Annotated in this window: 20 protein-coding genes; all 20 read left to right on the top strand. The window is 37.9% G+C overall.

The genetic code is table 11. From position 1 onward, the window contains the following. Positions 1–18: 18 nt before the first annotated feature. The 20 genes from sucD (at position 19) to nusA (ending at position 24,975) form a co-directional block, all read left to right on the top strand. On the top strand, positions 19–921 hold the full coding sequence (sucD, locus tag ACM6HU_RS09425) for a succinate--CoA ligase subunit alpha (RefSeq protein WP_016115964.1): 903 nt from the start codon (positions 19–21) through the stop codon (positions 919–921). Positions 922–1,010: 89 nt separating this feature from the next. Beyond that, entirely contained in the window at positions 1,011–1,880 is an 870-nt protein-coding gene (gene dprA / locus ACM6HU_RS09430) for a DNA-processing protein DprA (protein ID WP_016115963.1), read from the top strand. Positions 1,881–2,024: 144 nt separating this feature from the next. Further along, positions 2,025–4,103: a type I DNA topoisomerase gene (gene topA, locus ACM6HU_RS09435; protein WP_016115962.1), complete on the top strand. Its 2,079-nt coding sequence runs from the start codon at positions 2,025–2,027 to the stop codon at positions 4,101–4,103. Positions 4,104–4,154: 51 nt separating this feature from the next. After that, positions 4,155–5,459 (top strand): FADH(2)-oxidizing methylenetetrahydrofolate--tRNA-(uracil(54)-C(5))-methyltransferase TrmFO, encoded by a 1,305-nt coding sequence (trmFO, locus tag ACM6HU_RS09440; RefSeq protein ID WP_016115961.1) that lies wholly within the window; start codon positions 4,155–4,157, stop codon positions 5,457–5,459. Positions 5,460–5,524: 65 nt separating this feature from the next. Continuing rightward, the gene (gene xerC / locus ACM6HU_RS09445; RefSeq protein ID WP_016133222.1) at positions 5,525–6,424 is read left to right on the top strand and encodes a tyrosine recombinase XerC; all 900 of its coding nucleotides are present in this window, start codon (positions 5,525–5,527) and stop codon (positions 6,422–6,424) included. 42 nt (positions 6,425–6,466) lie between these two features. Next, entirely contained in the window at positions 6,467–7,009 is a 543-nt protein-coding gene (hslV, locus tag ACM6HU_RS09450; protein WP_003199482.1) for an ATP-dependent protease proteolytic subunit HslV, read from the top strand. A gap of 22 nt (positions 7,010–7,031) precedes the next feature. Then, positions 7,032–8,423 carry an ATP-dependent protease ATPase subunit HslU gene (hslU, locus tag ACM6HU_RS09455; protein WP_003199484.1) on the top strand — a complete coding sequence of 464 codons (1,392 nt, stop codon included), beginning with the start codon at positions 7,032–7,034 and terminating at the stop codon, positions 8,421–8,423. Positions 8,424–8,500: 77 nt separating this feature from the next. After that, positions 8,501–9,280: a GTP-sensing pleiotropic transcriptional regulator CodY gene (gene codY, locus ACM6HU_RS09460; RefSeq protein ID WP_016115959.1), complete on the top strand. Its 780-nt coding sequence runs from the start codon at positions 8,501–8,503 to the stop codon at positions 9,278–9,280. Positions 9,281–9,642: 362 nt separating this feature from the next. Beyond that, positions 9,643–10,344 (top strand): 30S ribosomal protein S2, encoded by a 702-nt coding sequence (gene rpsB, locus ACM6HU_RS09465; RefSeq protein ID WP_016115958.1) that lies wholly within the window; start codon positions 9,643–9,645, stop codon positions 10,342–10,344. Positions 10,345–10,426: 82 nt separating this feature from the next. Beyond that, the gene (gene tsf, locus ACM6HU_RS09470; protein ID WP_016115957.1) at positions 10,427–11,314 is read left to right on the top strand and encodes a translation elongation factor Ts; all 888 of its coding nucleotides are present in this window, start codon (positions 10,427–10,429) and stop codon (positions 11,312–11,314) included. Positions 11,315–11,380: 66 nt separating this feature from the next. Beyond that, positions 11,381–12,103: a UMP kinase gene (gene pyrH, locus ACM6HU_RS09475; protein WP_016115956.1), complete on the top strand. Its 723-nt coding sequence runs from the start codon at positions 11,381–11,383 to the stop codon at positions 12,101–12,103. A 2-nt stretch (positions 12,104–12,105) separates the two neighbouring features. Further along, complete coding sequence (gene frr / locus ACM6HU_RS09480) at positions 12,106–12,663, top strand: ribosome recycling factor (protein ID WP_003199493.1); 558 nt, start codon at positions 12,106–12,108, stop codon at positions 12,661–12,663. An 85-nt stretch (positions 12,664–12,748) separates the two neighbouring features. Continuing rightward, positions 12,749–13,525, top strand: coding sequence for an isoprenyl transferase (gene uppS / locus ACM6HU_RS09485; protein ID WP_016115955.1), 777 nt, complete (start codon positions 12,749–12,751; stop codon positions 13,523–13,525). 17 nt (positions 13,526–13,542) lie between these two features. After that, positions 13,543–14,334 (top strand): phosphatidate cytidylyltransferase, encoded by a 792-nt coding sequence (locus ACM6HU_RS09490; protein ID WP_016115954.1) that lies wholly within the window; start codon positions 13,543–13,545, stop codon positions 14,332–14,334. A 20-nt stretch (positions 14,335–14,354) separates the two neighbouring features. After that, complete coding sequence (gene dxr, locus ACM6HU_RS09495) at positions 14,355–15,497, top strand: 1-deoxy-D-xylulose-5-phosphate reductoisomerase (protein ID WP_016115953.1); 1,143 nt, start codon at positions 14,355–14,357, stop codon at positions 15,495–15,497. A 17-nt stretch (positions 15,498–15,514) separates the two neighbouring features. Next, the gene (rseP, locus tag ACM6HU_RS09500; protein WP_016115952.1) at positions 15,515–16,771 is read left to right on the top strand and encodes an RIP metalloprotease RseP; all 1,257 of its coding nucleotides are present in this window, start codon (positions 15,515–15,517) and stop codon (positions 16,769–16,771) included. Positions 16,772–16,923: 152 nt separating this feature from the next. Then, positions 16,924–18,624 carry a proline--tRNA ligase gene (locus ACM6HU_RS09505; protein WP_016131881.1) on the top strand — a complete coding sequence of 567 codons (1,701 nt, stop codon included), beginning with the start codon at positions 16,924–16,926 and terminating at the stop codon, positions 18,622–18,624. A gap of 126 nt (positions 18,625–18,750) precedes the next feature. Next, the gene (locus ACM6HU_RS09510; RefSeq protein WP_016115950.1) at positions 18,751–23,052 is read left to right on the top strand and encodes a PolC-type DNA polymerase III; all 4,302 of its coding nucleotides are present in this window, start codon (positions 18,751–18,753) and stop codon (positions 23,050–23,052) included. A gap of 334 nt (positions 23,053–23,386) precedes the next feature. Further along, complete coding sequence (gene rimP, locus ACM6HU_RS09515) at positions 23,387–23,857, top strand: ribosome maturation factor RimP (RefSeq protein ID WP_000359094.1); 471 nt, start codon at positions 23,387–23,389, stop codon at positions 23,855–23,857. A gap of 17 nt (positions 23,858–23,874) precedes the next feature. Beyond that, positions 23,875–24,975 carry a transcription termination factor NusA gene (nusA, locus tag ACM6HU_RS09520; RefSeq protein WP_016115949.1) on the top strand — a complete coding sequence of 367 codons (1,101 nt, stop codon included), beginning with the start codon at positions 23,875–23,877 and terminating at the stop codon, positions 24,973–24,975. The last annotated feature ends 4 nt before the right edge of the window (positions 24,976–24,979 follow it).

Raw genomic sequence — 24,979 nt, forward strand, 5'->3', positions numbered from 1 at the left:
AGAAAGCGGGGGAGAAAAATGAGCGTATTAGTTAATAAAGATACAAAAGTTATTGTACAAGGTATTACTGGTTCACAAGGTTTATTCCATACAAAACAAATGATTGAATATGGTACGAAAATTGTCGGTGGTGTAACACCTGGTAAAGGTGGCACTGAAATTGAAGGTGTACCTGTCTTTGATACGGTAGAAGATGCTGTAAAAGCAACGCGCGCAAATGCTTCAGTTGTGTACGTTCCACCCGCTTTTGCGGCTGATGCAATTATGGAAGCAGTTGATGCAGAGATTGATTTAGTAGTATGTATTACAGAAGGAATCCCTGTATTAGATATGGTTAAAGTTAAGAAGTATATGGCAGGTAAACAGACGCGTTTACTTGGACCAAACTGCCCAGGTGTTATTACACCAGATGAATGTAAGATTGGTATTATGCCAGGATATATTCATAAAAAAGGTCATGTCGGTATTGTATCTCGATCTGGTACATTAACATACGAAGCTGTACATCAATTAACACAAGAAGGCATTGGTCAATCTACTGCTGTAGGTATCGGTGGCGACCCTGTCAATGGTACAGACTTTATTGATGCGTTAAAAGCGTTTAATGAAGACGAAGAAACACATGCTGTTATTATGATTGGTGAAATCGGCGGAACAGCAGAAGAAGAAGCTGCTGAGTGGGTAAAAGCAAATATGACAAAACCTGTTGTTGGATTTATCGGTGGTCAAACAGCGCCTGCAGGAAAACGTATGGGCCATGCTGGTGCGATTATTTCTGGCGGTAAAGGTACAGCTGCTGAAAAAATCAAAACAATGGAAGCTTGTGGTATTAAAGTTGCTGAAACACCAGCTGTTATGGGCGAAACTTTAATCGCTGTTTTAAAAGAAAAAGGATTATTTGAAACTTGTAAAAACTATTAATCTTTTTGAAAGACACCTTCGTGTTAGAGGGTGTCTTTTTACACTTTTTCCTGTTTACATAATAAAAATTATGGGTAAGGAGAATGATCATGAAAAGGGAACGATTGCTCCATCTTCATTATGTGTTAGCGGATCATTGGAAAGCGTTAACTCGCTTATTACATATAGACCCAGAGATAAAGAAACTGTATAAATTTAGTTCAGTGGAATTTGAAAAGTATGCTGGGCTGACTCCGAAAAAATCTGCTGAATTAGTTAGCTTCTTACAAACATCTACCCCAGCACAATGTATACGTCATTTAGAAGAAAAGCATATTTTTTATGTCACAATATGGGATGATGATTATCCAGAATTATTACGTGAAATATCAGATCCGCCTTTCATTTTATATGGAAAGGGAAAGAGAGAATTATTAGGAGAAATAAATAAATTTGCAGTAGTTGGAACAAGAAAACCTTCTTTATACGGGAAAGAAAGCATACAATCTATTTTACAACCGCTAATAGACAAAGAATGGCTAATTGTAAGTGGTTTTGCAAATGGAATTGATACCATTGCTCATCAAATCGCAGTGCAACAACATAGCTCTACTATTGCTGTCTTAGGGCATGGATTACAGTATATGTATCCAAAAGAGAATTGCTACTTTTATAAAATATGGAAGAATACTGTACTGTTATTAACAGAATATCCGCCACATTACGCGCCTAGAAAATGGTATTTTCCAAAGCGAAATCGAATTATCAGTGGTCTTTGTAAAGGAGTTCTAGTAGTGGAAGCGAAATCGAAAAGTGGCTCGCTTATTACTGCAGATCTCGCTTTAGAACAAAATAGGGAGGTATTTGCTTTTCCAGGTCCTATTTTTACAGAAAGTGCAGCAGGAACAAATCAACTTATAAAGCAAGGGGCGAAACTTGTTCAAAAAGCAGAGGATATTCTCGAGGAATTTTTAAATTAATCGTATATTTTTATGTTTTTATTAAACAATTATTGACAAATGGTAGAGTGGCACTGTATGTTATACTCATTCTTGATTGACAAAAACAAGAGAAATCAATAAGATTAATGAAGACTTGAATCCACCTCTTAAGGAGGCACTAGCATGTCAGATTACCTCGTAATCGTGGAGTCGCCTTCTAAGGCGAAAACCATTGAGAAATATTTAGGGAAAAAATACAAAGTCGTCGCGTCTATGGGACATGTTCGCGATTTGCCTAAAAGTCAAATGGGGATAGAAGTAAAAAATAATTTCACCCCGAAGTATATTACCATCCGTGGTAAAGGTCCTGTTTTAAAAGATTTAAAATCAGCAGCAAAAAAAGCAAAAAAAGTCTATCTCGCGGCCGATCCAGACCGCGAAGGAGAAGCGATCGCTTGGCATTTAGCGAATACGCTAAATGTGGATGTTGAATCAGATTGCCGGGTTGTATTTAATGAAATTACAAAAGATGCGATTAAAGAGTCATTTAAGCATCCTCGTGCAATTAATATGGATTTAGTAGATGCACAGCAAGCAAGACGGATACTTGATCGCCTTGTTGGTTATAATATTAGTCCTTTATTATGGAAGAAAGTCAAAAAGGGATTAAGTGCAGGACGTGTACAATCTGTAGCGGTTCGCTTAATTATTGATCGTGAAAAAGAAATTCAAAGTTTTATTCCGGAAGAGTTCTGGACAATTAAAACAGAATTTGTAAAAGGAAAAGACACATTTGAAGCATCTTTTTATGGTGTGAATGGAGAAAAGGTTCAATTAACAAATGAAGCGCAAGTAAAAGACATAATTGAAACAATGAAAGACAATGCGTTTTCAGTTGAAAATGTAACGAAAAAAGAGCGAAAACGTAATCCTGCATTACCATTTACAACGTCTTCTTTACAACAAGAAGCTGCACGTAAATTAAATATGCGAGCAAAGAAAACAATGATGCTTGCGCAGCAGCTATACGAAGGGATAGATATTGGTAAACAGGGAACCGTAGGTCTTATTACGTATATGAGAACAGACTCAACGCGTATATCGGAAACTGCTCAAGAGGAAGCTCGCTCTTATATTACTGAGGCGTTTGGTTCAGAATACATAGGGACAGAGAAGAAGAAGGAAACGAAAAAAGCGAATGCACAAGATGCGCATGAAGCAATTCGTCCAACTTCGGTAATGAGAAAGCCAGAGGAACTAAAAAGTTTCTTAAGTCGTGATCAACATCGTTTGTACAAATTGATTTGGGAGCGATTTGTTGCAAGTCAAATGGCATCCGCTGTAATGGATACTGTTACAGCTAGACTCATTAATAATAACGTTCAATTCCGTGCAAGTGGCTCAGTAGTGAAATTTTCAGGGTTTATGAAAGTTTACGTAGAATCGAAAGATGATGGTGCGGAAGAAAAAGATAAAATGTTGCCTCCTTTAGAAATAGGAGAAACCGTATTTTCAAAAGATATGGATCCAAAGCAGCACTTTACGCAGCCGCCACCACGTTATACAGAGGCCCGTTTAGTTAGGATGCTTGAAGAGCTTGGAATCGGGAGACCGTCTACTTACGTACCGACACTTGAAACGATTCAGAAGCGAGGATATGTTGCATTAGACAATAAACGCTTTGTTCCGACTGAACTTGGAGAAATTGTAATTGAACTTATTTTAGAGTTTTTCCCGGAAATTATTAACATTGAATTTACGGCCAATATGGAGCAAAACCTTGATGAAGTAGAAGAGGGGAAAGCAAATTGGGTGAAAATTGTTGATGATTTCTACGTAGGCTTTGAACCCCGCTTAGAAAAAGCGGAAAAGGAGATGCGTGAGGTCGAAATTAAAGATGAACCTGCTGGGGAAGATTGTGAATTATGCGGTCACCCAATGGTCTTTAAAATGGGCAAATACGGGAAGTTTATGGCTTGTTCTAATTTCCCTGATTGTCGCAATACAAAACCGATTGTGAAAGAAATCGGTGTAACTTGTCCGAAATGTGATAAAGGACAAATTATTGAACGCCGAAGTAATAAAAAGAAACGTCTTTTCTATGGATGTGGCACATATCCAGAATGCGATTTCGTATCTTGGGATAAACCGATTGGCCGGAAATGCCCGAAATGTGAAGGTATGCTCGTAGAGAAGAAGCTGAAAAAAGGCGTTCAAGTACAATGTATTTCTTGTGATTATGAAGAAGAACAACAAATGTGAGCGTAACTGCTCACATTTTTTTCGGGATAGAAAAGGAAAGGTGATAAATACATGACAACACAAGTAGTAAACGTCATTGGCGCAGGTCTTGCAGGAAGTGAAGCAGCTTATCAAATTGCAAAACGTGGTGTTCAAGTAAAATTATATGAAATGAGACCAGTAAGACAAACGCCGGCTCATCACACAGATAAATTTGCTGAGTTAGTATGCAGTAACTCACTTCGTGCAAATACATTAACAAATGCTGTTGGGGTCATTAAAGAAGAAATGCGCAAAATGGACTCTGTTATTATCCGTGCGGCAGATGAGTGTTCTGTGCCAGCAGGAGGAGCATTAGCGGTTGATCGGCATGAATTTGCAGCAAAAGTAACGGAGTATGTGAAAAATCATCCAAACGTAACTGTGATGAACGAAGAAATGACAGAAATTCCAGAAGGACCAACTGTTATCGCGACAGGTCCACTCACATCTCCAGAACTTTCTGCACAGTTAAAAGAGTTAACGGGTGAAGATTATTTTTATTTCTATGATGCAGCTGCACCAATTGTGGAAAAAGAAAGCATTGATATGAACAAAGTATATTTAAAATCTCGTTACGATAAGGGAGAAGCGGCTTATTTAAACTGCCCAATGACAGAAGAAGAGTTCGATCGTTTTTATGATGCTTTAATTGCTGCAGAGACAGTGCCATTAAAAGAATTTGAGAAAGAAGTATTCTTTGAAGGGTGTATGCCTGTAGAAGTAATGGCAAGCCGTGGTAGACAGACATTGTTATTTGGACCGATGAAACCAGTGGGGCTGGAAGATCCGAAAACAGGTAAAACGCCATATGCTGTTGTTCAATTACGTCAAGATGATGCAGCAGGAACGTTATACAATATTGTTGGGTTCCAAACACATTTAAAGTGGGGACCTCAAAAAGAAGTATTACAATTGATTCCTGGACTTGAAAATGCAGAAATTGTACGCTATGGTGTAATGCATCGTAATACGTTTATTAATTCACCAAAATTACTTCGTCCAACATACCAATATAAACATCGTGATGATTTATTCTTTGCTGGACAAATGACAGGTGTAGAAGGATATGTAGAATCGGCTGCTTCAGGGCTGTTAGCGGGTATTAATGCAGCTCGTCTTGTAAAGGGAGAAGAGCCTGTTGTATTACCTCCTGTAACAGCAATGGGCAGTATGGCGAATTATATTACTGCAACTAATGCGAAAAACTTCCAACCGATGAACGCAAACTTTGGTTTATTTGCGCCATTAGAAAAGAAAATTAAAAAGAAACAAGAGCGAAATGAAGCATACGCAACACGCGCTTTAGAGACAATTCGAAATTTTGTAAATATTTAGTTAAATTTCTTGCAAAGGCTACTGAGTTGTGATACGATTTAGTAGCCTTTATTGAGGTGAGTTATGTGAATGTGAAGAAATTGTTACAATTATTCGTTGGATATTTACAAATTGAAAGAAATTATTCAAAATATACAATTGCAAGTTATCAAAATGATTTAGAACATTTTGTGCAATTTATGGAGCGAGAAGGCATATCCTCTTTTTTAGACGTTACATACGTAGATGTTCGTTTGTACTTAACAACATTACACGATGAAAAGCTAGCCCGTAAATCTGTCGCAAGAAAAGTATCGAGCTTACGAAGTTTATATCGTTTTCTGATGCGTGAAGGATATCGAGAAGATAATCCGTTTGCACTTGCGTCACTCCCCAAAAAAGAACTGTCAATCCCAAAGTTTTTGTATGTTGAAGAATTGGAGAAATTGTTTGAAGTTTCTGATGTAAAAACACCACTTGGTCAAAGGGATCAAGCTTTATTAGAGCTTATGTATGCAACGGGGATCCGTGTGAGTGAATGTGTAAGTTTACAACTTACTGATATTGATTTCTCGGTAGGGACAATTCTAGTGACGGGAAAAGGCAAAAAACAAAGGTACGTTCCATTTGGAAGTTATGCACAAGATGCTTTAATTACCTATATAGAAAACGGTAGAAAACAGTTAGCTAAAAAAACAGAGGAACACTCTCAAATGGTGTTTTTAAATGCAAAGGGTAAGCCGTTAACGGATCGCGGTGTTCGTTATATTTTAAATGAGCTCATTAAGAAAGCTTCTCTTACAATGCGAATAAGTCCGCATATGTTAAGGCATACATTTGCTACACATATGTTAGATGAAGGTGCAGATTTACGAACTGTGCAGGAGTTATTGGGTCATGAAAATCTATCAACGACACAAATTTATACGCATGTTTCAAAAGAAAGATTGCGTTCTGTTTACATGAAGCATCACCCGCGGGCATAAATTGCTTTTAAAGCTATAAAAACATATAAAGGAGTTTTTTCTATGGGAAATTTCCACGCTACAACGATATTTGCCATTCACCATAATGGCGAGTGTGCTATGGCCGGCGACGGACAAGTGACATTTGGTAATGCTGTTGTGATGAAGCACACAGCACGCAAAGTTCGAAAGCTATTTCAAGGGAAGGTGTTAGCTGGATTTGCAGGTTCCGTTGCGGATGCGTTTACTCTTTTTGAAATGTTTGAGGGGAAATTAGAAGAGTATAATGGAAATTTACAACGTGCTGCAGTTGAAATGGCGAAACAATGGCGTGGCGATAAAATGCTGCGTCAATTGGAAGCGATGTTAATCGTTATGGATCAAACAACGTTACTTCTTGTTTCAGGAACAGGAGAAGTAATTGAACCGGATGATGGCATTTTAGCAATCGGTTCAGGTGGACATTATGCGCTTGCAGCTGGCCGCGCTTTAAAGCAACATGCGAGTGAACATTTAACAGCAAAAGCAATTGCGAAAGCAAGTTTAGAAATTGCTGGTGACATTTGTGTGTATACAAATCACAATATTATTGTGGAAGAATTGTAGAATCGTAAGGGAGGCATTTTATATGCATTTACATTTTACTCCGCGTCAAATTGTAGAAAAATTGGATCAATATATTATTGGTCAAAAAGATGCGAAAAAAGCGGTTGCAGTAGCGCTTAGAAATCGATATCGTCGCAGTAAATTAGCGGAAGATTTACGCGATGAAATTGCTCCGAAGAACATTTTAATGATTGGACCGACAGGGGTCGGAAAGACAGAGGTAGCACGACGAATGGCGAAGCTCGTTGGAGCACCTTTTATTAAGGTTGAAGCAACGAAATTCACAGAAGTTGGATATGTCGGTCGAGATGTAGAATCTATGGTGCGTGACCTTGTAGAAACTTCAGTTCGCATCGTAAAAGAAGAAATGGTCGTCAAGGTTAAAGATAAGGCTGAGGAACAAGCAAATCAACGGCTTGTTGAAATTTTGGTGCCAAGTCCGCAAAAACAATCCGGATTCAAAAATCCGTTAGAGATGTTATTTGGTGGAAATCAAAATGCGAATCAGACATCTGAAACACAAGATGACACAGAAATTGAAAAGAAGCGCAGAGAAGTTGAAAAGAAACTTGCCGCAGGTTTACTTGAAGATGAAATTGTATCGATTGAAGTGACGGAACAACAGTCTTCTATGTTTGATATGTTGCAAGGTACTGGTATGGAGCAAATGGGGATGAATTTCCAAGATGCATTAGGAAGTTTTATGCCGAAAAAAACGAAAAAACGTAAACTTTCTGTAAAAGAAGCAAGAAAAGTCTTGACAAATGAGGAAGCACAGCGCTTAATTGATATGGATGAAGTTACACAAGAGGCTGTTTATCGTGCTGAACAGCTCGGGATTATTTTTATTGATGAAATTGACAAAATTGCTGGTAAGCAGTCGAATAGCGTGGATGTATCGCGTGAAGGTGTACAGCGTGACATTTTGCCAATTGTAGAAGGATCAAACGTTGCAACGAAATATGGATCGGTGAAAACAGATTATATTTTATTTATTGCGGCTGGTGCCTTCCATATGTCCAAACCGTCTGATTTAATTCCAGAACTGCAAGGAAGATTCCCGATTCGAGTGGAATTAACAAAATTATCGGTAGATGATTTTGTTAAAATTCTTGTAGAACCTGATAATGCTTTAGTGAAGCAATATATAGCATTATTAGCAACTGAGGGTATAGAAATTGAATTTTCTGACGAAGCTATTCGTAAGATTGCTGAGATTGCTTATCAAGTTAATCAAGATACGGATAATATTGGAGCGAGAAGACTTCATACCATTATGGAGAAACTTCTTGAAGATTTATCGTTTGAAGCATCTGAGATTACGTTAGAGAAAATAACGATAACACCTCAATATGTAGAGGAAAAATTAGCAACGATTGCTAAAAATAAAGATGTGAGCCAGTTTATTTTGTAATAGTGTCATCAGGTGACTCGCCCTAGTTTCCAAGTGATGAAAAAATATGTAAGTAACATGTAGGAGGAACTTTTGAAATGGAATTATTAGCAAAAACGAGAAAATTAAATGCGTTATTACAGAGCGCAGCAGGAAAGCCTGTAAACTTTAGAGAAATGTCAGATACAATGTGTGAAGTAATTGAAGCGAACGTATTCGTTGTAAGTCGTCGCGGTAAATTATTAGGATATGCAATTCACCAACAAATCGAGAATGAGCGCATGAAACAAATGCTTGCAGAGCGTCAATTTCCAGAAGAATATACACAAAGCCTATTCAACGTTACAGAAACATCTTCAAACTTAGATGTAAACAGTCAATTTACAGCATTCCCTGTAGAAAACAAAGAATTATTCGGTCAAGGTTTAACTACAATTGTACCGATCGTTGGTGGCGGTGAACGTCTAGGTACACTAGTGTTAGCGCGTCTTGGTCAAGAATTTTTAGATGATGATTTAATTCTTGCTGAGTACAGCGCAACTGTAGTAGGTATGGAAATCTTACGCGAAAAAGCGGAAGAAATCGAAGAAGAAGCGCGTAGTAAAGCGGTCGTTCAAATGGCAATTAGCTCGTTATCATACAGTGAGTTAGAAGCAATTGAGCACATCTTCGAAGAATTAAATGGAACAGAAGGTTTACTTGTTGCAAGTAAAATTGCTGATCGTGTAGGAATTACTCGTTCTGTAATCGTAAACGCACTTCGTAAATTAGAAAGTGCAGGCGTTATTGAATCTCGTTCTTTAGGTATGAAAGGAACATACATTAAAGTATTAAACGACAAGTTTTTACAAGAACTTGCTAAATTAAAAACAAACTAATTGTTAAGGGAAGCTCTCCTCATGTGAGGAGAGCTTTTTTATTTTCTAAAAGATTCATTGCGTTCTGATGGGGGGGAAAGCCGTGGTTTTGCTTTATTAGGCACGGCTGCTTAAAGGAAAGGAAGAGTGGTAATACTGAAGTTAGAATTGAGAAATAGATGAGTAAAATCATAATTAAAAAGAAAGTTTTACATTGTTCGCATTTTCGACTTGATTGTAATATTTCATTATGATATAGTAAGCAGTGGTGTCAGTACAAAGTACACACGTTTACCGATTTAAGTGTTGGTGCTACGCTTGTAGTTTCGCTTAAAGGTGAAGTAAACGGAGGATATCAAAAACCATTTAGGAGGAACTAAATTATGGCAGTAATTTCTATGAAGCAATTGCTTGAAGCAGGTGTTCATTTCGGACATCAAACTCGTCGTTGGAACCCAAAAATGAAACGTTACATTTTCACAGAGCGTAACGGTATCTACATCATCGACTTACAAAAAACTGTGAAAAAAGTTGAAGAAGCTTTCAACGTAATGCGTAACATCGCTGCTGAAGGTGGCGACATTTTATTCGTAGGTACAAAAAAACAAGCACAAGAAGCTATTAAAGAAGAAGCAACTCGTGCAGGTATGTACTTCGTTAACCAACGTTGGTTAGGTGGAACGTTAACAAACTTCCAAACAATCCAAAAGCGTATCAAGCGTCTTAAAGACATCGAAAGAATGCAAGAAGATGGTACATTCGATGTACTTCCTAAGAAAGAAGTTGTTCAACTTAAAAAAGAGTTAGAGCGTCTTGAAAAATTCTTAGGCGGTATTAAAGATATGAAAGGTCTTCCAAGTGCATTATTCGTAGTAGACCCTCGTAAAGAGCGTATCGCAGTTGCTGAAGCACGCAAATTACACATTCCAATCATCGGAATCGTTGATACAAACTGTGATCCAGACGAAATCGATCACGTAATTCCAGCAAACGATGATGCAATTCGTGCTGTAAAACTTCTTACATCTAAAATGGCAGACGCGATCCTTGAAGCAAAACAAGGTGAAGAAACTGTTACTGCGTAACAAATTTGGAAAGGTGATAAGGGGTTCGGCCTTTTATCACCTTTTTTAAGGTATAAATACATATTTTAGGAGGATGAAAAGTATGGCAATTACTGCACAAATGGTAAAAGAACTTCGTGAAAAAACGGGCGCAGGTATGATGGACTGCAAAAAAGCTTTAACAGAAACGAATGGCGACATGGAGAAAGCAATTGATTTCTTACGTGAAAAAGGTATTGCGAAAGCTGCGAAAAAAGCAGACCGTATTGCTGCTGAAGGTTTAACTTATATCGAAACAAACGGTAACGATGCTTTAATCTTAGAATTAAACTCTGAAACTGATTTCGTTGCGAAAAACGAAGGTTTCCAAGCTTTAATAAAAGAATTAGCTGCGCACTTATTAGCTAACAAGCCTGCATCTGTTGAGGAAGCTATGACTCAAACAATTGCAAATGGTAAAACAGTAGAAGAGCACATCAATGAAGCAATCGCTAAAATTGGTGAAAAACTTACACTTCGTCGTTTTGAAATCGTAACAAAAACTGATGCAGATGCATTCGGTGCTTACCTACACATGGGTGGACGCATTGGTGTAGTAACAGTTCTTGAAGGTTCTACTGATGAAGCAGCTGCTAAAGATGTAGCAATGCACATTGCAGCAGTTAACCCTAAATACATCGACCGCGATGCTGTAACAGCTGAAGAAGTTGAGCATGAGCGTCAAGTATTAACACAACAAGCTTTAAACGAAGGCAAGCCTGAAAAAATCGTTGCTAAGATGGTTGAAGGTCGCCTAGGTAAATTCTTCGAAGAGATTTGCTTACTTGACCAAGCATTCGTTAAAAACCCTGATATGAAAGTTCGTCAATTCGTTGAGTCTAAAGGCGGAACGGTAAAAGGATTCGTTCGCTACGCTGTTGGTGAAGGTATCGAGAAGCGTGAAGACAACTTTGCTGAAGAAGTAATGAACCAAGTAAAAGGTAACAACTAATACAGATTAGGGAACACATTGTGTTCCCTTTTTTAAAATAAAGATGTAGGCAATTGGAGGTTCATTATGAGTAAACCGAAATATAATCGTGTTGTTTTAAAGCTAAGCGGTGAAGCTTTAGCTGGTGAAAAAGGATTTGGAATTAACCCAGCTGTTATTAAGTCAGTTGCAGAACAAGTGAAAGAAATTGCAGAACTTGATGTAGAGGTTGCTGTTGTTGTTGGCGGCGGTAACATTTGGCGTGGGAAAATTGGAAGTGAAATGGGCATGGACCGTGCAGGAGCGGACTATATGGGCATGTTAGCGACAGTTATGAACTCATTAGCTCTTCAAGATAGCTTGGAGAACATTGGAATTCAAACACGTGTTCAAACTTCTATTGAAATGCGTCAAGTGGCAGAACCTTACATTCGTCGCAAAGCAATTCGTCACTTAGAGAAGAAGCGTGTTGTTATCTTTGCAGCGGGTACAGGTAACCCGTACTTCTCTACAGATACAACTGCAGCATTACGTGCAGCAGAAATCGAAGCTGATGTTATTTTAATGGCGAAAAACAATGTAGATGGCGTATATAATGCAGATCCATCTATTGACCCAACAGCTACGAAATATGAAACACTTACTTACTTAGATGTATTAAAAGAAGGTTTAGGTGTAATGGATTCTACTGCTTCTTCTTTATGTATGGATAATGATATTCCATTAATTGTATTCTCAGTTATGGAAAAAGGTAATATTAAGCGTGTCGTTTTAGGCGAAAATATTGGAACAATTGTAAGGGGGAAATAAAAATGGGACAACAAGTATTAAAAGCTGCAAATGAAAAAATGGAAAAAGCAGTTGCTGCTTATTCTCGCGAATTAGCTTCAGTTCGTGCTGGTCGTGCAAGCGCGTCTGCATTAGATAAAGTACAAGTTGATTATTATGGTGCACCAACACCTGTTGTGCAATTAGCGAACATTACAGTTCCTGAAGCACGTTTGCTTGTTATTCAGCCGTATGATAAAACTTCTATCGGTGATATTGAAAAAGCAATTTTAAAAGCTGATTTAGGTCTAAATCCTTCTAACGATGGATCAGTAATTCGTATTGCATTCCCTGCATTAACAGAAGAACGTCGTAGAGACCTAGTAAAAACTGTTAAGAAATATGCTGAAGAAGCAAAAGTAGCAGTTCGTAACGTACGTCGTGATGCTAATGATGATCTTAAAAAGCTTGAAAAAGCTGGAGATATTACAGAAGACGACTTAAGAGGATATACAGAAGATATCCAAAAAGAAACAGATAAATATATTGCAAAAGTTGACGAAATCGCAAAAAACAAAGAAAAAGAAATCATGGAAGTGTAATAGCGATACCTTCGCAAATATGACCCTCTTCTTAAGGGGGTCTTTTTACACTTTTTGGCATACGTCTGCTTGTTGGAGGGTATGAATGATGTTTAAAAAGTTTCCTTTTTTTAAAGGTAAAAAGGTCACATCGTTTGATCATCTCATTGGAAAAGTGAAAAAGGGACATATCCCAGAGCACATTGCGATCATTATGGATGGTAATGGAAGATGGGCAAAGAGAAGAGCAATGCCCCGCATTGCCGGACATCATGAAGGAATGCAAGTAGTAAAAAAAATTACGAAATTTGCTAGTAAACTTGATGTGAAAGTGCTGACTCTTTATGCTTTTTCTACTGAGAATTGGAAAAGACCGAAAAAGGAAGTCGATTATTTAATGAAGCTTCCAGAAGAATTTTTAGGTGCATTTTTACCAGAATTAATTGAAGAAAATGTACAAGTTCGAGTAATTGGACAAAAAGATCGTCTTCCTACGCATACGCGCAGAGCGATGGAAAAAGCCATGGAAGATACAAAAGAGAACACGGGATTAATTCTCAATTTTGCGTTAAACTATGGAAGTCGCGATGAAATCGTTTCTGCTGTGCAACATATGATGAAAGATAGCGAAGAAGGGAAAGTTCGTTCAGAAGATGTAAATGAAGAAATGCTTTCTTCATACTTAATGACAAGCTCTTTACCTGACCCAGACTTGCTTATTCGTACAAGTGGGGAGCTACGTATTAGTAATTTCATGCTATGGCAAATTGCGTATTCGGAGCTTTGGTTTACAGATGTGTATTGGCCAGATTTTACCGAGGAACATTTGCTAAATGCGATTACAGACTTTCAACATAGAGGGCGCAGATTCGGAGGCGTGTAGAAAGAGAGGGTTTGGTAGTGAAACAGAGAATTATTACTGGAGTGATTGCTGCCGCGCTGTTCATTCCCATCGTAATTTACGGTGGCGTGCCTTTTACAGTTTTAGTGTATGCACTTGCTTCTATAGGATTATATGAATTAATTCGTATGAACAAGCTTACACTTATTTCGGTACCAACAGTTTTAGCCGCATTATTATTGTGGAGTATTTTAGTTCCAAGTAATGCATCAGGAGTGTTCAATTGGATTGGATTAGATAAACTAGAAATCACATTTGTGATTGTTTTATTACTTTTATCATATACAGTCCTTTCAAAGAATACATTTACTTTTGACAATGCTTCTTTTTTACTTATGGCAACAACGTATGTTGCAATGGGATTCTTATATTTAAATGAAACGAGAATAGCGGGAATCCATTTTGTGTTTTATGCGTTATTTGTCATTTGGGCAACTGATTCAGGTGCATATTTCATAGGGAAAGCAATCGGAAAAAGAAAATTGTGGCCAGAAATTAGTCCGAATAAAACGATAGAAGGTTCACTAGGCGGTATTGTTTGTGGGATTATTGTTGCTTTTGTATACAATATGTTTTTCCAAGTTCAAGGGAACGTTGGGATGTTAATAATTGTTACAATCGCGATCTCCATTTTTGGACAACTTGGTGATTTAGTACAATCTGCTTTTAAACGCCATTACGGTGTGAAAGATTCGGGTACAATTTTACCAGGACATGGTGGAATCTTAGATCGAACAGATAGTTGGTTGTTCGTATTACCGATTTTACACTTCTTACATTTCATTTCATAATAAAACGAGGGGTTGGAGTCATGAAAAACATTAGTTTATTAGGGGCAAGCGGATCAATTGGGACGCAAACTTTAGATGTACTACGCTCGCACCCAGACCAATTCCGTCTCGTTGCTTTTTCTGTAGGGAAAAATATTGACTACGCAGTAAAAGTTATTCAAGAATTTTCTCCTCAGCTTGTTTCTGTACAAAGAGAGGAAGATGTTGTAAGGTTACAATCAGTTTCTGGAAATACAAAAGTAGTATATGGTGACGAAGGACTATTAGAGGTAGCTCTTCACCCGAGTGCAGAAGTTGTAATAAATGCTGTTGTAGGTAGTGTAGGGTTGTTACCAACACTCCGTGCAATTGAGGCGAAAAAAACAATTGGAATTGCAAACAAAGAAACATTAGTAACTGCGGGACATATTGTAATGGAAGCTGCACGCAAACATAATGTGCCGTTACTTCCAGTAGATAGTGAGCATTCGGCTATTTTTCAATGTTTGAATGGAGAAAATGAAAAGCGAATTTCTCGCTTAATTATCACTGCTTCAGGCGGGAGTTTCCGCGATAAAACGAGAGATGAATTACATCATGTGACTGTGGAAGATGCGCTTCGTCATCCAAACTGGTCAATGGGTTCGAAAATTACAATTGATTCTGCTACAATGATGAATAAGGGGCTGGAAGTAATTGAAGCGCATTGGCTTTTCGGTATACCTTATGAGCAAATTGATGTTGTTTTACATAAAGAAAGCATTATTCATTCTATGGTTGAATTTGAAGATCGTAGTGTAATGGCACAGCTCGGCTCACCAGATATGCGTGTACCAATTCAATATGCACTTACATATCCAGATCGATTACCTCTCTCAGATACAAAACAGTTAAATTTATGGGAAATTGGAACACTGCATTTTGAACAAATGAATCAAGATCGTTTCCGTTGCCTACGTTTTGCATATGAAGCTGGAAAGATGGGCGGGAGCATGCCAGCTGTTATGAATGCAGCAAATGAAGTAGCTGTAGCAGCCTTTCTACAAAAGAAAATTGGTTTCCTAACAGTAGAAGACCTCATTGAAAAAGCAATGCACCATCACAATGTTATTGCACGTCCGAGCTTAGAAGAAATTCAGGAAATTGATGCGGCCACAAGACGGTTTGTGATGGAACAAATTTAGCAAAGGTGGTTATGGAATTGAATACAGCGATTGCCTTTATATTAATTTTCGGTGCACTCGTATTTTTCCATGAGCTAGGGCATCTATATTTCGCAAAAAGAGCGGGTATTTTATGTCGCGAGTTTGCAATTGGTTTTGGACCAAAAATATTTTCATTTGAAAAGAATGAAACAGTTTATACAATTCGGCTACTACCTCTTGGAGGCTATGTTAGAATGGCTGGTGAGGATGCAGAAACGGTTGAATTAAAACCAGGAAAAAAAGTTGGACTCGTGTTAAATGAAAACGAAGAAGTTATGAAATTAGTTTTAGACGGGCGCGAAAAGTATCCGAATGTTCGCGTGATTGAAGTAGAGCAAGCTGATTTGGAACACAATCTCACAATTGCTGGTTACGAAGAATACGAAGAGGAATTGCAAACATTCCGTGTGAATGAAAAAGCTCGTATTGTTTCAGCAGGAGAAGAAATACAAATCGCCCCGTTTAACAGACAATTTGGTTCTAAAACGCTAGGACAGCGAGCATTAACAATCTTTGCAGGTCCTGCTATGAACTTCATTCTTGCATTTGTTATTTTTGTTATCATTGGATTGGTACAAGGTATTCCTGTTGATAAGCCGATGGTTGGGAAAGTAATGAAGGATAGTGTTGCAGAACAAGCAGGATTGAAACAAGATGATACGATTCAAGCAATCGATGGGAAAGACACGAATACATGGAAAGATGTTGTCACGATTGTACGTGAACACCCAAATAAAGAAATTACGCTTCATGTAAAACGTGACAGTGATCAATTTAATGTAAAAGTAACGCCATCAGCTGATAAAGAGGGGAAAGAAGAGGTTGGTAGAATTGGTGTATACTCTCCTGTAGAGAAATCTATTTTTGGTTCTATTAAATCAGGTTTTGAGCAGACGTATACATGGACAAAATTAATTTTTGATTCCCTTGTAAAACTAGTGACGGGTCAGTTTTCTATTAATGATTTATCAGGTCCCGTAGGAATTTATAATTTAACAGACCAAGTAGTAGATTATGGTGTTATGCGTGTTCTTAGTTTGGCAGCTGTTTTAAGCATAAACCTTGGCCTATTCAACCTATTACCGGTTCCTGCTCTTGATGGAGGACGCTTGTTCTTCTTCTTAATTGAAGCTTTGCGTGGGAAACCAATTGATCGCCAAAAAGAAGGAATGGTTCATTTTATTGGCTTTGCGTTATTGATGTTACTTATGTTAGTTGTAACGTGGAATGACATTCGGAGATTTTTCTTGTAAAATAAAGTGAAACTTGTAGTAAGTATAAAATTCACGATGTTTTTTGTGAATAGTGAATGAAATGAATAAAACTCTTAGAGTCGTAATCCCTCACCTAATTTGAGGTGGGGGGTTTTACTGCGTATTAGAGTAAATTAAAGAGGTGCGAATAGATGAAACAAAGTATGGTATTTAGTCCTACATTACGTGAAGTGCCAGCTGATGCTGAGATTAAAAGTCATCAATTGCTACTTCGTGCAGGATTCATGCGTCAAAATGCTTCTGGTATTTACAGCTTTTTACCACTGGGGCTAAAAGTATTGCATAAAGTGGAACGTATTGTTCGAGAAGAGATGGAACGAGCAGGGGCTGTAGAATTATTAATGCCAGCATTACAAGCAGCTGAATTGTGGCAAGAATCAGGTCGTTGGTATTCTTACGGTTCTGAGTTAATGCGTATGAAAGATCGTAATGATCGTGAGTTTGCACTAGGAGCAACGCATGAAGAAGTTATTACAGACCTTGTACGTGATGAAATTAAATCTTATAAAAAGCTACCGTTAACATTATATCAAATCCAAACAAAATTCCGTGACGAGCAAAGACCCCGTTTTGGTTTATTACGCGGAAGAGAATTTTTAATGAAAGATGCTTATTCTTTCCATGCGACACAAGAAAGTTTGGATGAAGTTTATAGTGGCCTATACCAAGCATATTCTAATATCTTCGCGCGCTGTGGATTGAATTTCCGTGCGGTTATTGCTGATTCTGGAGCAATGGGTGGTAAAGATACACATGAATTTATGGCATTATCTGATGTAGGAGAAGATACAATTGCGTATTCTGATACATCTGATTATGCAGCAAATATTGAAATGGCACCTGTTGTTGCTTCCTATGCAAAAAGCGATGAAGCAGAAAAAGCACTTGAAAAAGTAGCAACGCCAGATCAAAAAGCAATTGAAGAGGTTTCTGCATTCTTAAATATGGAAGCGTCAAATTGCATCAAATCTATGGTCTTTAAAGTCGATGAAAAGTTTGTTGTTGTACTTGTTCGCGGGGATCATGAAGTAAATGATGTAAAAGTGAAGAATGTCTATGGTGCTTCAGTTGTTGAACTTGCTTCACATGAAGAAGTAAGAGAACTGTTAAATTGCGAAGTTGGTTCTTTAGGACCAATTGGTGTAACAGGAGACATTGAAGTCATTGCTGACCATGCTGTAGCAGCAATTGTAAATGGTTGCTGTGGTGCAAACGAAGAAGGATTCCATTATATAAATGTAAATCCAGAGCGTGATTTCAAAGTGAGTCAATATACAGATTTACGTTTCATTCAAGAAGGAGATCAATCTCCAGATGGAAATGGGACAATCCGTTTTGCTCGTGGTATCGAAGTTGGACATGTGTTTAAATTAGGTACACGTTATAGCGAAGCAATGGATGCAACGTTCTTAGATGAGAATGGAAAAACGAAACCACTTATCATGGGATGCTATGGTATCGGGGTATCTCGTACAGTTGCGGCAGTTGCTGAGCAATTTAACGATGAAAATGGTTTGGTTTGGCCAAAAGCTGTTGCACCATTCCATGTACATGTAATTCCAGTAAACATGAAGTCTGATGCACAGCGTGAAGTAGGTGAAACGATCTACAATTCATTACAAGAACAAGGTTATGAAGTATTGTTAGATGATCGTGCAGAGCGTGCAGGTGTTAAATTTGCTGATGCAGACTTATTTGGTCTTCCAGTTCGAGTAACAGTTGGTAAAAAAGCTGATGAAGGCATTGTTGAAGTAAAAGTACGTGCTACAAATGAATCTGCAGAAGTAAAAGTAGAAGAACTTCATGCATACATTGCTAATATTTTGAAATAAGAAGAGGTACCTCCAGGTGAGGTACCTTCTATTTCTATGTAAAGTAAAAAAATAATCAGTTAAAAGGAAGAAATCTTTCCTTGCCGAAAGTTTCAATTTATAATAGCAAAGGGAAGGAGGTTGCTTATGTCGTTAACAAATGAACAACAAGAGCGATTTCAAATTTTGCTCCAGCAGTTGCAGATACCTGAAGACCTTATAAATCAATACTTACAAGGTGGAGGTATACAAAAGTTAGTTGTCGATAAAGCAAATAAAAGCTGGCATTTTGACTTGCAAGTGCCACGTATTTTGCCAACAGAATTATATGAACTGTTTGAAACACAGCTCAAGCAGTCATTTTCACATATTGCAAAAACGTCATTTGCACTAGAAACAGAGAATAAACAATTTACAGAAGAAGAGGTCAAAGCATATTGGCCACTTTGTACAGATCGAATTACTTTTTCACCTATGTTTGCGTATTTAAAAAAGCAACTTCCGCATGTAAACGGAGTGAAGTTGTTACTTGATGTGAATAATGAGTTAGAATCTACTGCGCTAAAGAAAAATCTTGCGAAATCGGTAGGGGATCAATATGAAGTTTTCGGATTTCCACGTTTTCAGCTTGAAACAAATATAAAGCAAAACGAAGAGGAAGTTCAAAAATTTCGTGAACAAACACAGCAAGAAGATCGTCAGCGTGTTATACAAGCTATGGAAGAAATGGCCAAGAAGCAAGCTGAAGAAAGTGATGTTGTACATGAAGGGCCGATTGTACTCGGTTACCTTATTAAGCCTGATGAAGAGATTACACCGCTACGCGAAATTCAAGATGAAGAAAGAAGAAAAACTGTTCAAGGTTATGTCTTCAATGTGGAAACAAAAGAGCTGCGTAGTGGACGTACGTTATTAACGTTAAAAATAACGGATTATACGGATTCTATTATGATTAAGATGTTCTCACGTGATAAAGAAGATATTCCGATGCTGCAATCCTTAAAAAAAGGAATGTGGGTAAAAGCGCGAGGTTCGGTCCAAAACGATACGTTTGTTCGTGACTTAGTAATGATTGCGAACGATATTAACGAAATAACAGGGCCTTCTCGTAAAGATAAAGCACCTGAAGGAGAAAAACGGGTAGAGCTTCATTTGCATACGCCAATGAGTCAAATGGATGCTGTTACATCAGTATCTAAGCTTGTTGCTCAAGCTGGAAAATGGGGACATGAGGCTATCGCTGTTACAGACCATGCTGTTGCACAGTCTTTCCCAGAAGCGTATTCCGCTGGTAAAAAAGCCGGTGTAAAAGTCATTTATGGTGTAGAAGCCAATTTAGTAAATGACGGTGTTCCTATTGCTTATAATGAGGCTCATCGACTACTTGCAGATGAAACATACGTTGTTTTCGACGTTGAAACGACAGGGTTATCAGCTGTATATGATACGGTTATTGAATTAGCCGCTGTAAAAGTGAAAGGCGGCGAAATTATCGATCGCTTTGAATCTTTTGCAAATCCGCATCAACCATTATCAGCAACAATCATTGAATTAACAGGTATAACAGATGATATGTTGACTAATGCACCAGAAGTAGGAGAAGTATTTAAAAAGTTTGAATCATGGATGGGTGACCATACACTTGTTGCCCATAACGCAAGTTTTGATATGGGATTCTTAAATGTTGGGTTTAAGAAATGTGGCTTAGACAAGCCGAAAAATCCAGTTATTGATACATTGGAGTTAGCTAGATTTTTATTCCCAGAGATGAAGAATCATCGTTTAAATACGATGTGTAAAAAGCTTGATATTGAATTAACGCAACATCACCGTGCAATTTATGATACGGAAGCAACAGGTTATTTACTTGTGAAAATGTTAAAAGATGTGATTGAAAAAGGTTTTGAATATCACGATCAATTAAATGACAGCATGGGGCAAGGGGATGCGTATAAACGTGGACGTCCAAGTCATATGACACTGCTTGCAACATCGGATGTTGGATTGAAAAATTTATATAAACTTGTTTCGTATTCCCATTTGAATTACTTTTACCGTGTACCACGTGTACCGCGTTCGTTGTTAAAAAAATATCGCGAAGGTATATTAGTTGGTACCGCTTGTGATAAAGGTGAAGTATTTGAAGCAATGATGCAAAAGGCACCAGAAGAAGTAGAAGAAATTGCACAGTTCTATGATTATATTGAAGTTATGCCTCCAGAGGTGTTACGTCATTTAGTAGAACGTGAACTCGTTCGAGATGAAGGACAGTTAAAAACAATTATTTCAAACTTAGTAAAACTAGGTGAAACGTTAGATAAACCAGTTGTTGCTACAGGGAACGTGCATTATTTAGATACTGAAGATGCAATGTATCGTAAAATTTTAGTGAGTTCGCAGGGCGGAGCAAACCCATTAAATCGCCATTCACTACCGCCTGTACATTTCCGTACAACTGATGAAATGTTAGAGTGTTTCTCATTCTTAGGTGAAGAGAAAGCGAAAGAAATTGTTGTGACAAATACACAAAAAATTGCAGCGTTAATTGGTGATGTTCATCCAGTAAAAGATGATTTATACACACCGAAAATTGAAGGCGCTGATGATGAAACACGTGATATGAGTTATAGAATGGCCCGTAGCATTTATGGTGACGAGCTCCCAGAAATTGTAGAAGCTCGTCTTGAAAAAGAATTAAAAAGTATTATTGGACATGGATTTGCCGTTATTTATTTAATTTCACATAAGCTTGTAAAAAAATCACTTGTTGACGGCTACCTTGTAGGTTCACGTGGATCGGTAGGGTCATCATTCGTTGCGACGATGATGGAAATTACCGAAGTAAATCCATTACCACCACACTATGTATGTCCAAATTGTAAGCAATCAGAATTCTTTAATGACGGTTCTGTAGGTTCTGGTTTTGACCTACCCGATAAAGAATGTCCAACGTGTAATGTTCCATATGTAAAAGATGGACATGATATTCCGTTCGAAACGTTCCTTGGCTTTAAAGGAGATAAGGTACCCGATATCGATTTGAATTTCTCCGGAGAATACCAACCTCGTGCCCATAACTATACGAAAGTATTGTTTGGGGAAGATTACGTATATCGTGCTGGAACAATTGGTACGGTTGCTGAAAAAACAGCATACGGGTATGTAAAAGGTTATGCAAATGATCATAACTTAACAATTCGAAATGCAGAGATTGATCGTCTTGTTGCTGGTTGTACTGGTGTAAAACGTACAACTGGACAGCATCCAGGTGGTATTATCGTTGTACCGGATTACATGGACATTTTTGACTTTTCACCAATTCAATTCCCAGCCGATTCAATAGGAGCGGAGTGGAGAACAACACACTTTGACTTCCATTCGATTCATGATAATTTATTGAAACTTGATATACTGGGGCACGATGATCCGACCGTAATTCGTATGCTTCAAGATTTAAGTGGTGTAGATCCGAAAACCATACCAACAGATGATCCGGAAGTTATGAAAATCTTCTCTGGTCCAGAATCTTTAGGTGTAACAGAAGAACAAATTAACTGTAAAACCGGTACACTTGGTATACCAGAGTTCGGTACAAAATTCGTAAGGCAGATGTTAGAAGAAACAAAACCGACAACATTCTCAGAACTTGTCCAAATTTCTGGACTGTCTCACGGTACAGACGTATGGCTTGGTAATGCGAATGAGTTAATTTATAACGGTACATGTACGCTAAGTGAAGTTATCGGTTGTCGTGATGACATCATGGTATATTTAATATATCAAGGATTAGATCCATCACTAGCGTTTAAAATTATGGAGTCGGTACGTAAAGGTAAAGGTGTTCCGGAAGAATGGGAAGAAGAAATGCGCAATAATAATGTGCCTGGATGGTATATTGAATCTTGTAAGAAGATTAAGTACATGTTCCCTAAAGCCCATGCAGCTGCTTATGTACTTATGGCGGTGCGTATTGCATATTTCAAAGTACATTTCGCGCTCTTATTCTATGCAGCATACTTTACGGTACGTGCAGATGACTTTGATGTAGAGGCAATGGCAAAAGGTTCAGCATCCATACGGGTAAGAATTGATGAAATTGCACAAAAAGGATTGGATGCAGCGCCGAAAGAGAAGAGTTTATTAACGGTATTAGAAATGACACTTGAAATGTGTGAGCGTGGCTACTCATTCCAAAAAGTTGATTTATACCGTTCGCATGCAACGGACTTTATTATTGATGGAGATTCGTTAATTCCTCCATTCAATGCAGTGCCTGGCCTGGGTACAAACGCAGCTTTTAGTATTGTAGAAGCTCGTAAAAATGGAGATTTCTTATCAAAAGAAGATTTACAACAACGTAGTAAGGTTTCTAAAACGATTATTGAGTATTTAGATAGTCAAGGTTGCCTAGGTGATTTGCCAGATCAAAACCAATTGTCACTGTTCTAGTAGGTAGGAAAAATCTTTGCAAATCAGCATTTGCTATGGTATACTATTAACCGAGATAACCATGTCATGTATATTTTGCAAAAAAGAGAGTGGGGAAACCCACTCTTTCTTGTTACTATCTATGTTTTATCTACGTAGGTAGGTGAGGCATTTCTGTCGTATATACATATTTTGTTACAAGTTTTACTTCTTAAATTTGGTAATACTAAGACAGATATTCCCTGCTTAACGGCAGGGGCTTTTGTTAGCTAACGAGAAAGAATAAGAAAGACCGTTTTTATGGGCGGAGTTCTTTTCTTTCAGATGGTACATGGCGGCAGGAAGGAGGCTGTTTATGGATAAGAAAGTCACAGAAGTTGTAGAAGCATTTGCGCAGCCGATTGTTGAAGAGTTAAATCTTGAACTTGTAGATGTAGAATATGTGAAAGAAGGAAAAGACTGGTTCCTACGCGTATTCATCGATTCTGAAAAAGGCGTCGACATTGAAGAATGCGGTGCGGTAAGTGAACGTTTAAGCGAAGCTTTAGATAAAGAGGATCCAATTCCTCATCTTTACTTTTTGGATGTATCATCTCCTGGAGCGGAACGCCCATTAAAGAAAGAGAAAGACTTCCAGCAAGCGGTAGGAAAGCAAGTGGCAATTAAAACATATGAGCCGATTGATGGTGAAAAGATGTTTGAAGGAAAGCTACTTTCCTACGATGGTACAACAATTACATTACTATTAACTATTAAAACACGTAAAAAAGAAATCCAAATTCCAATGGATAAAGTTGCAAATGCGCGACTTGCTGTTACGTTTTAGTAAGAAGGGGGATCTTCATGAGCACTGAGTTGTTAGATGCTTTGCTCGTATTAGAATCAGAAAAAGGTATTAGCAAAGATATTATTATTGATGCAATTGAGGCAGCTTTAATCTCTGCTTATAAACGCAATTTTAACCAAGCACAAAACGTTCGTGTGAGCTTTAACCCAGAAGTGGGAACAATTCAAGTTTTAGCACGTAAAGACGTTGTAGATAGTGTGTTTGATCCACGTCTTGAGATTTCTGTAGAGGAAGCAAGACAAATCAATCCGAACTACCAAGATGGCGATGTACTAGAAATTGAAGTAACGCCAAAAGATTTTGGTCGTATTGCAGCGCAAACTGCAAAACAAGTTGTAACCCAGCGTGTGCGTGAAGCAGAACGTGGTGTTATTTATTCAGAATTTAGTGATCGTGAAGAAGACATCATGGTTGGTATTGTACAACGTCAAGATGCTCGTTTCATCTATGTAAGCTTAGGGAAAGTAGAAGCTTTACTACCTGTAAGTGAGCAAATGCCGAATGAACAATATAAACCACATGATCGTATTCGCGTATTTATTACAAAAGTAGAAAAAACAACAAAAGGACCACAAATTTACGTATCACGTACACATCCTGGCCTTTTAAAACGTTTATTCGAAATTGAAGTGCCAGAAATTTATGATGGAACTGTAGAAATTCGTTCTGTAGCACGTGAAGCAGGCGATCGTTCTAAGATTTCTGTATATGCAGAGAATACTGATGTTGATCCAGTAGGTTCTTGTGTAGGACCAAAAGGACAACGTGTACAACGTATCGTAGATGAATTAAAAGGTGAAAAGATTGATATCGTTCGCTGGTCAAATGATCCAGTTGAATATGTGGCTAATGCTTTAAGCCCATCACAAGTTGTAAAAGTACTTGTGGATGAGGATGAAAAAGCAACAACTGTTGTTGTTCCAGACCACCAGCTTTCATTAGCAATTGGTAAGCGTGGACAAAATGCACGTCTTGCAGCTAAATTAACAGGTTGGAAAATTGATATTAAGAGCGAGTCTGATGCGAAGCAACTTGGTATTGTAACAGAAGAAGACAACATGATCGCATTCGATTCAGTCGAAGACGAAATCGAATAGAGGT

Origin of the sequence: Bacillus sp. IT-79MI2, from assembly GCF_949768135.1 — a bacterium.
Classification (GTDB): domain Bacteria; phylum Bacillota; class Bacilli; order Bacillales; family Bacillaceae_G; genus Bacillus_A; species Bacillus_A pseudomycoides.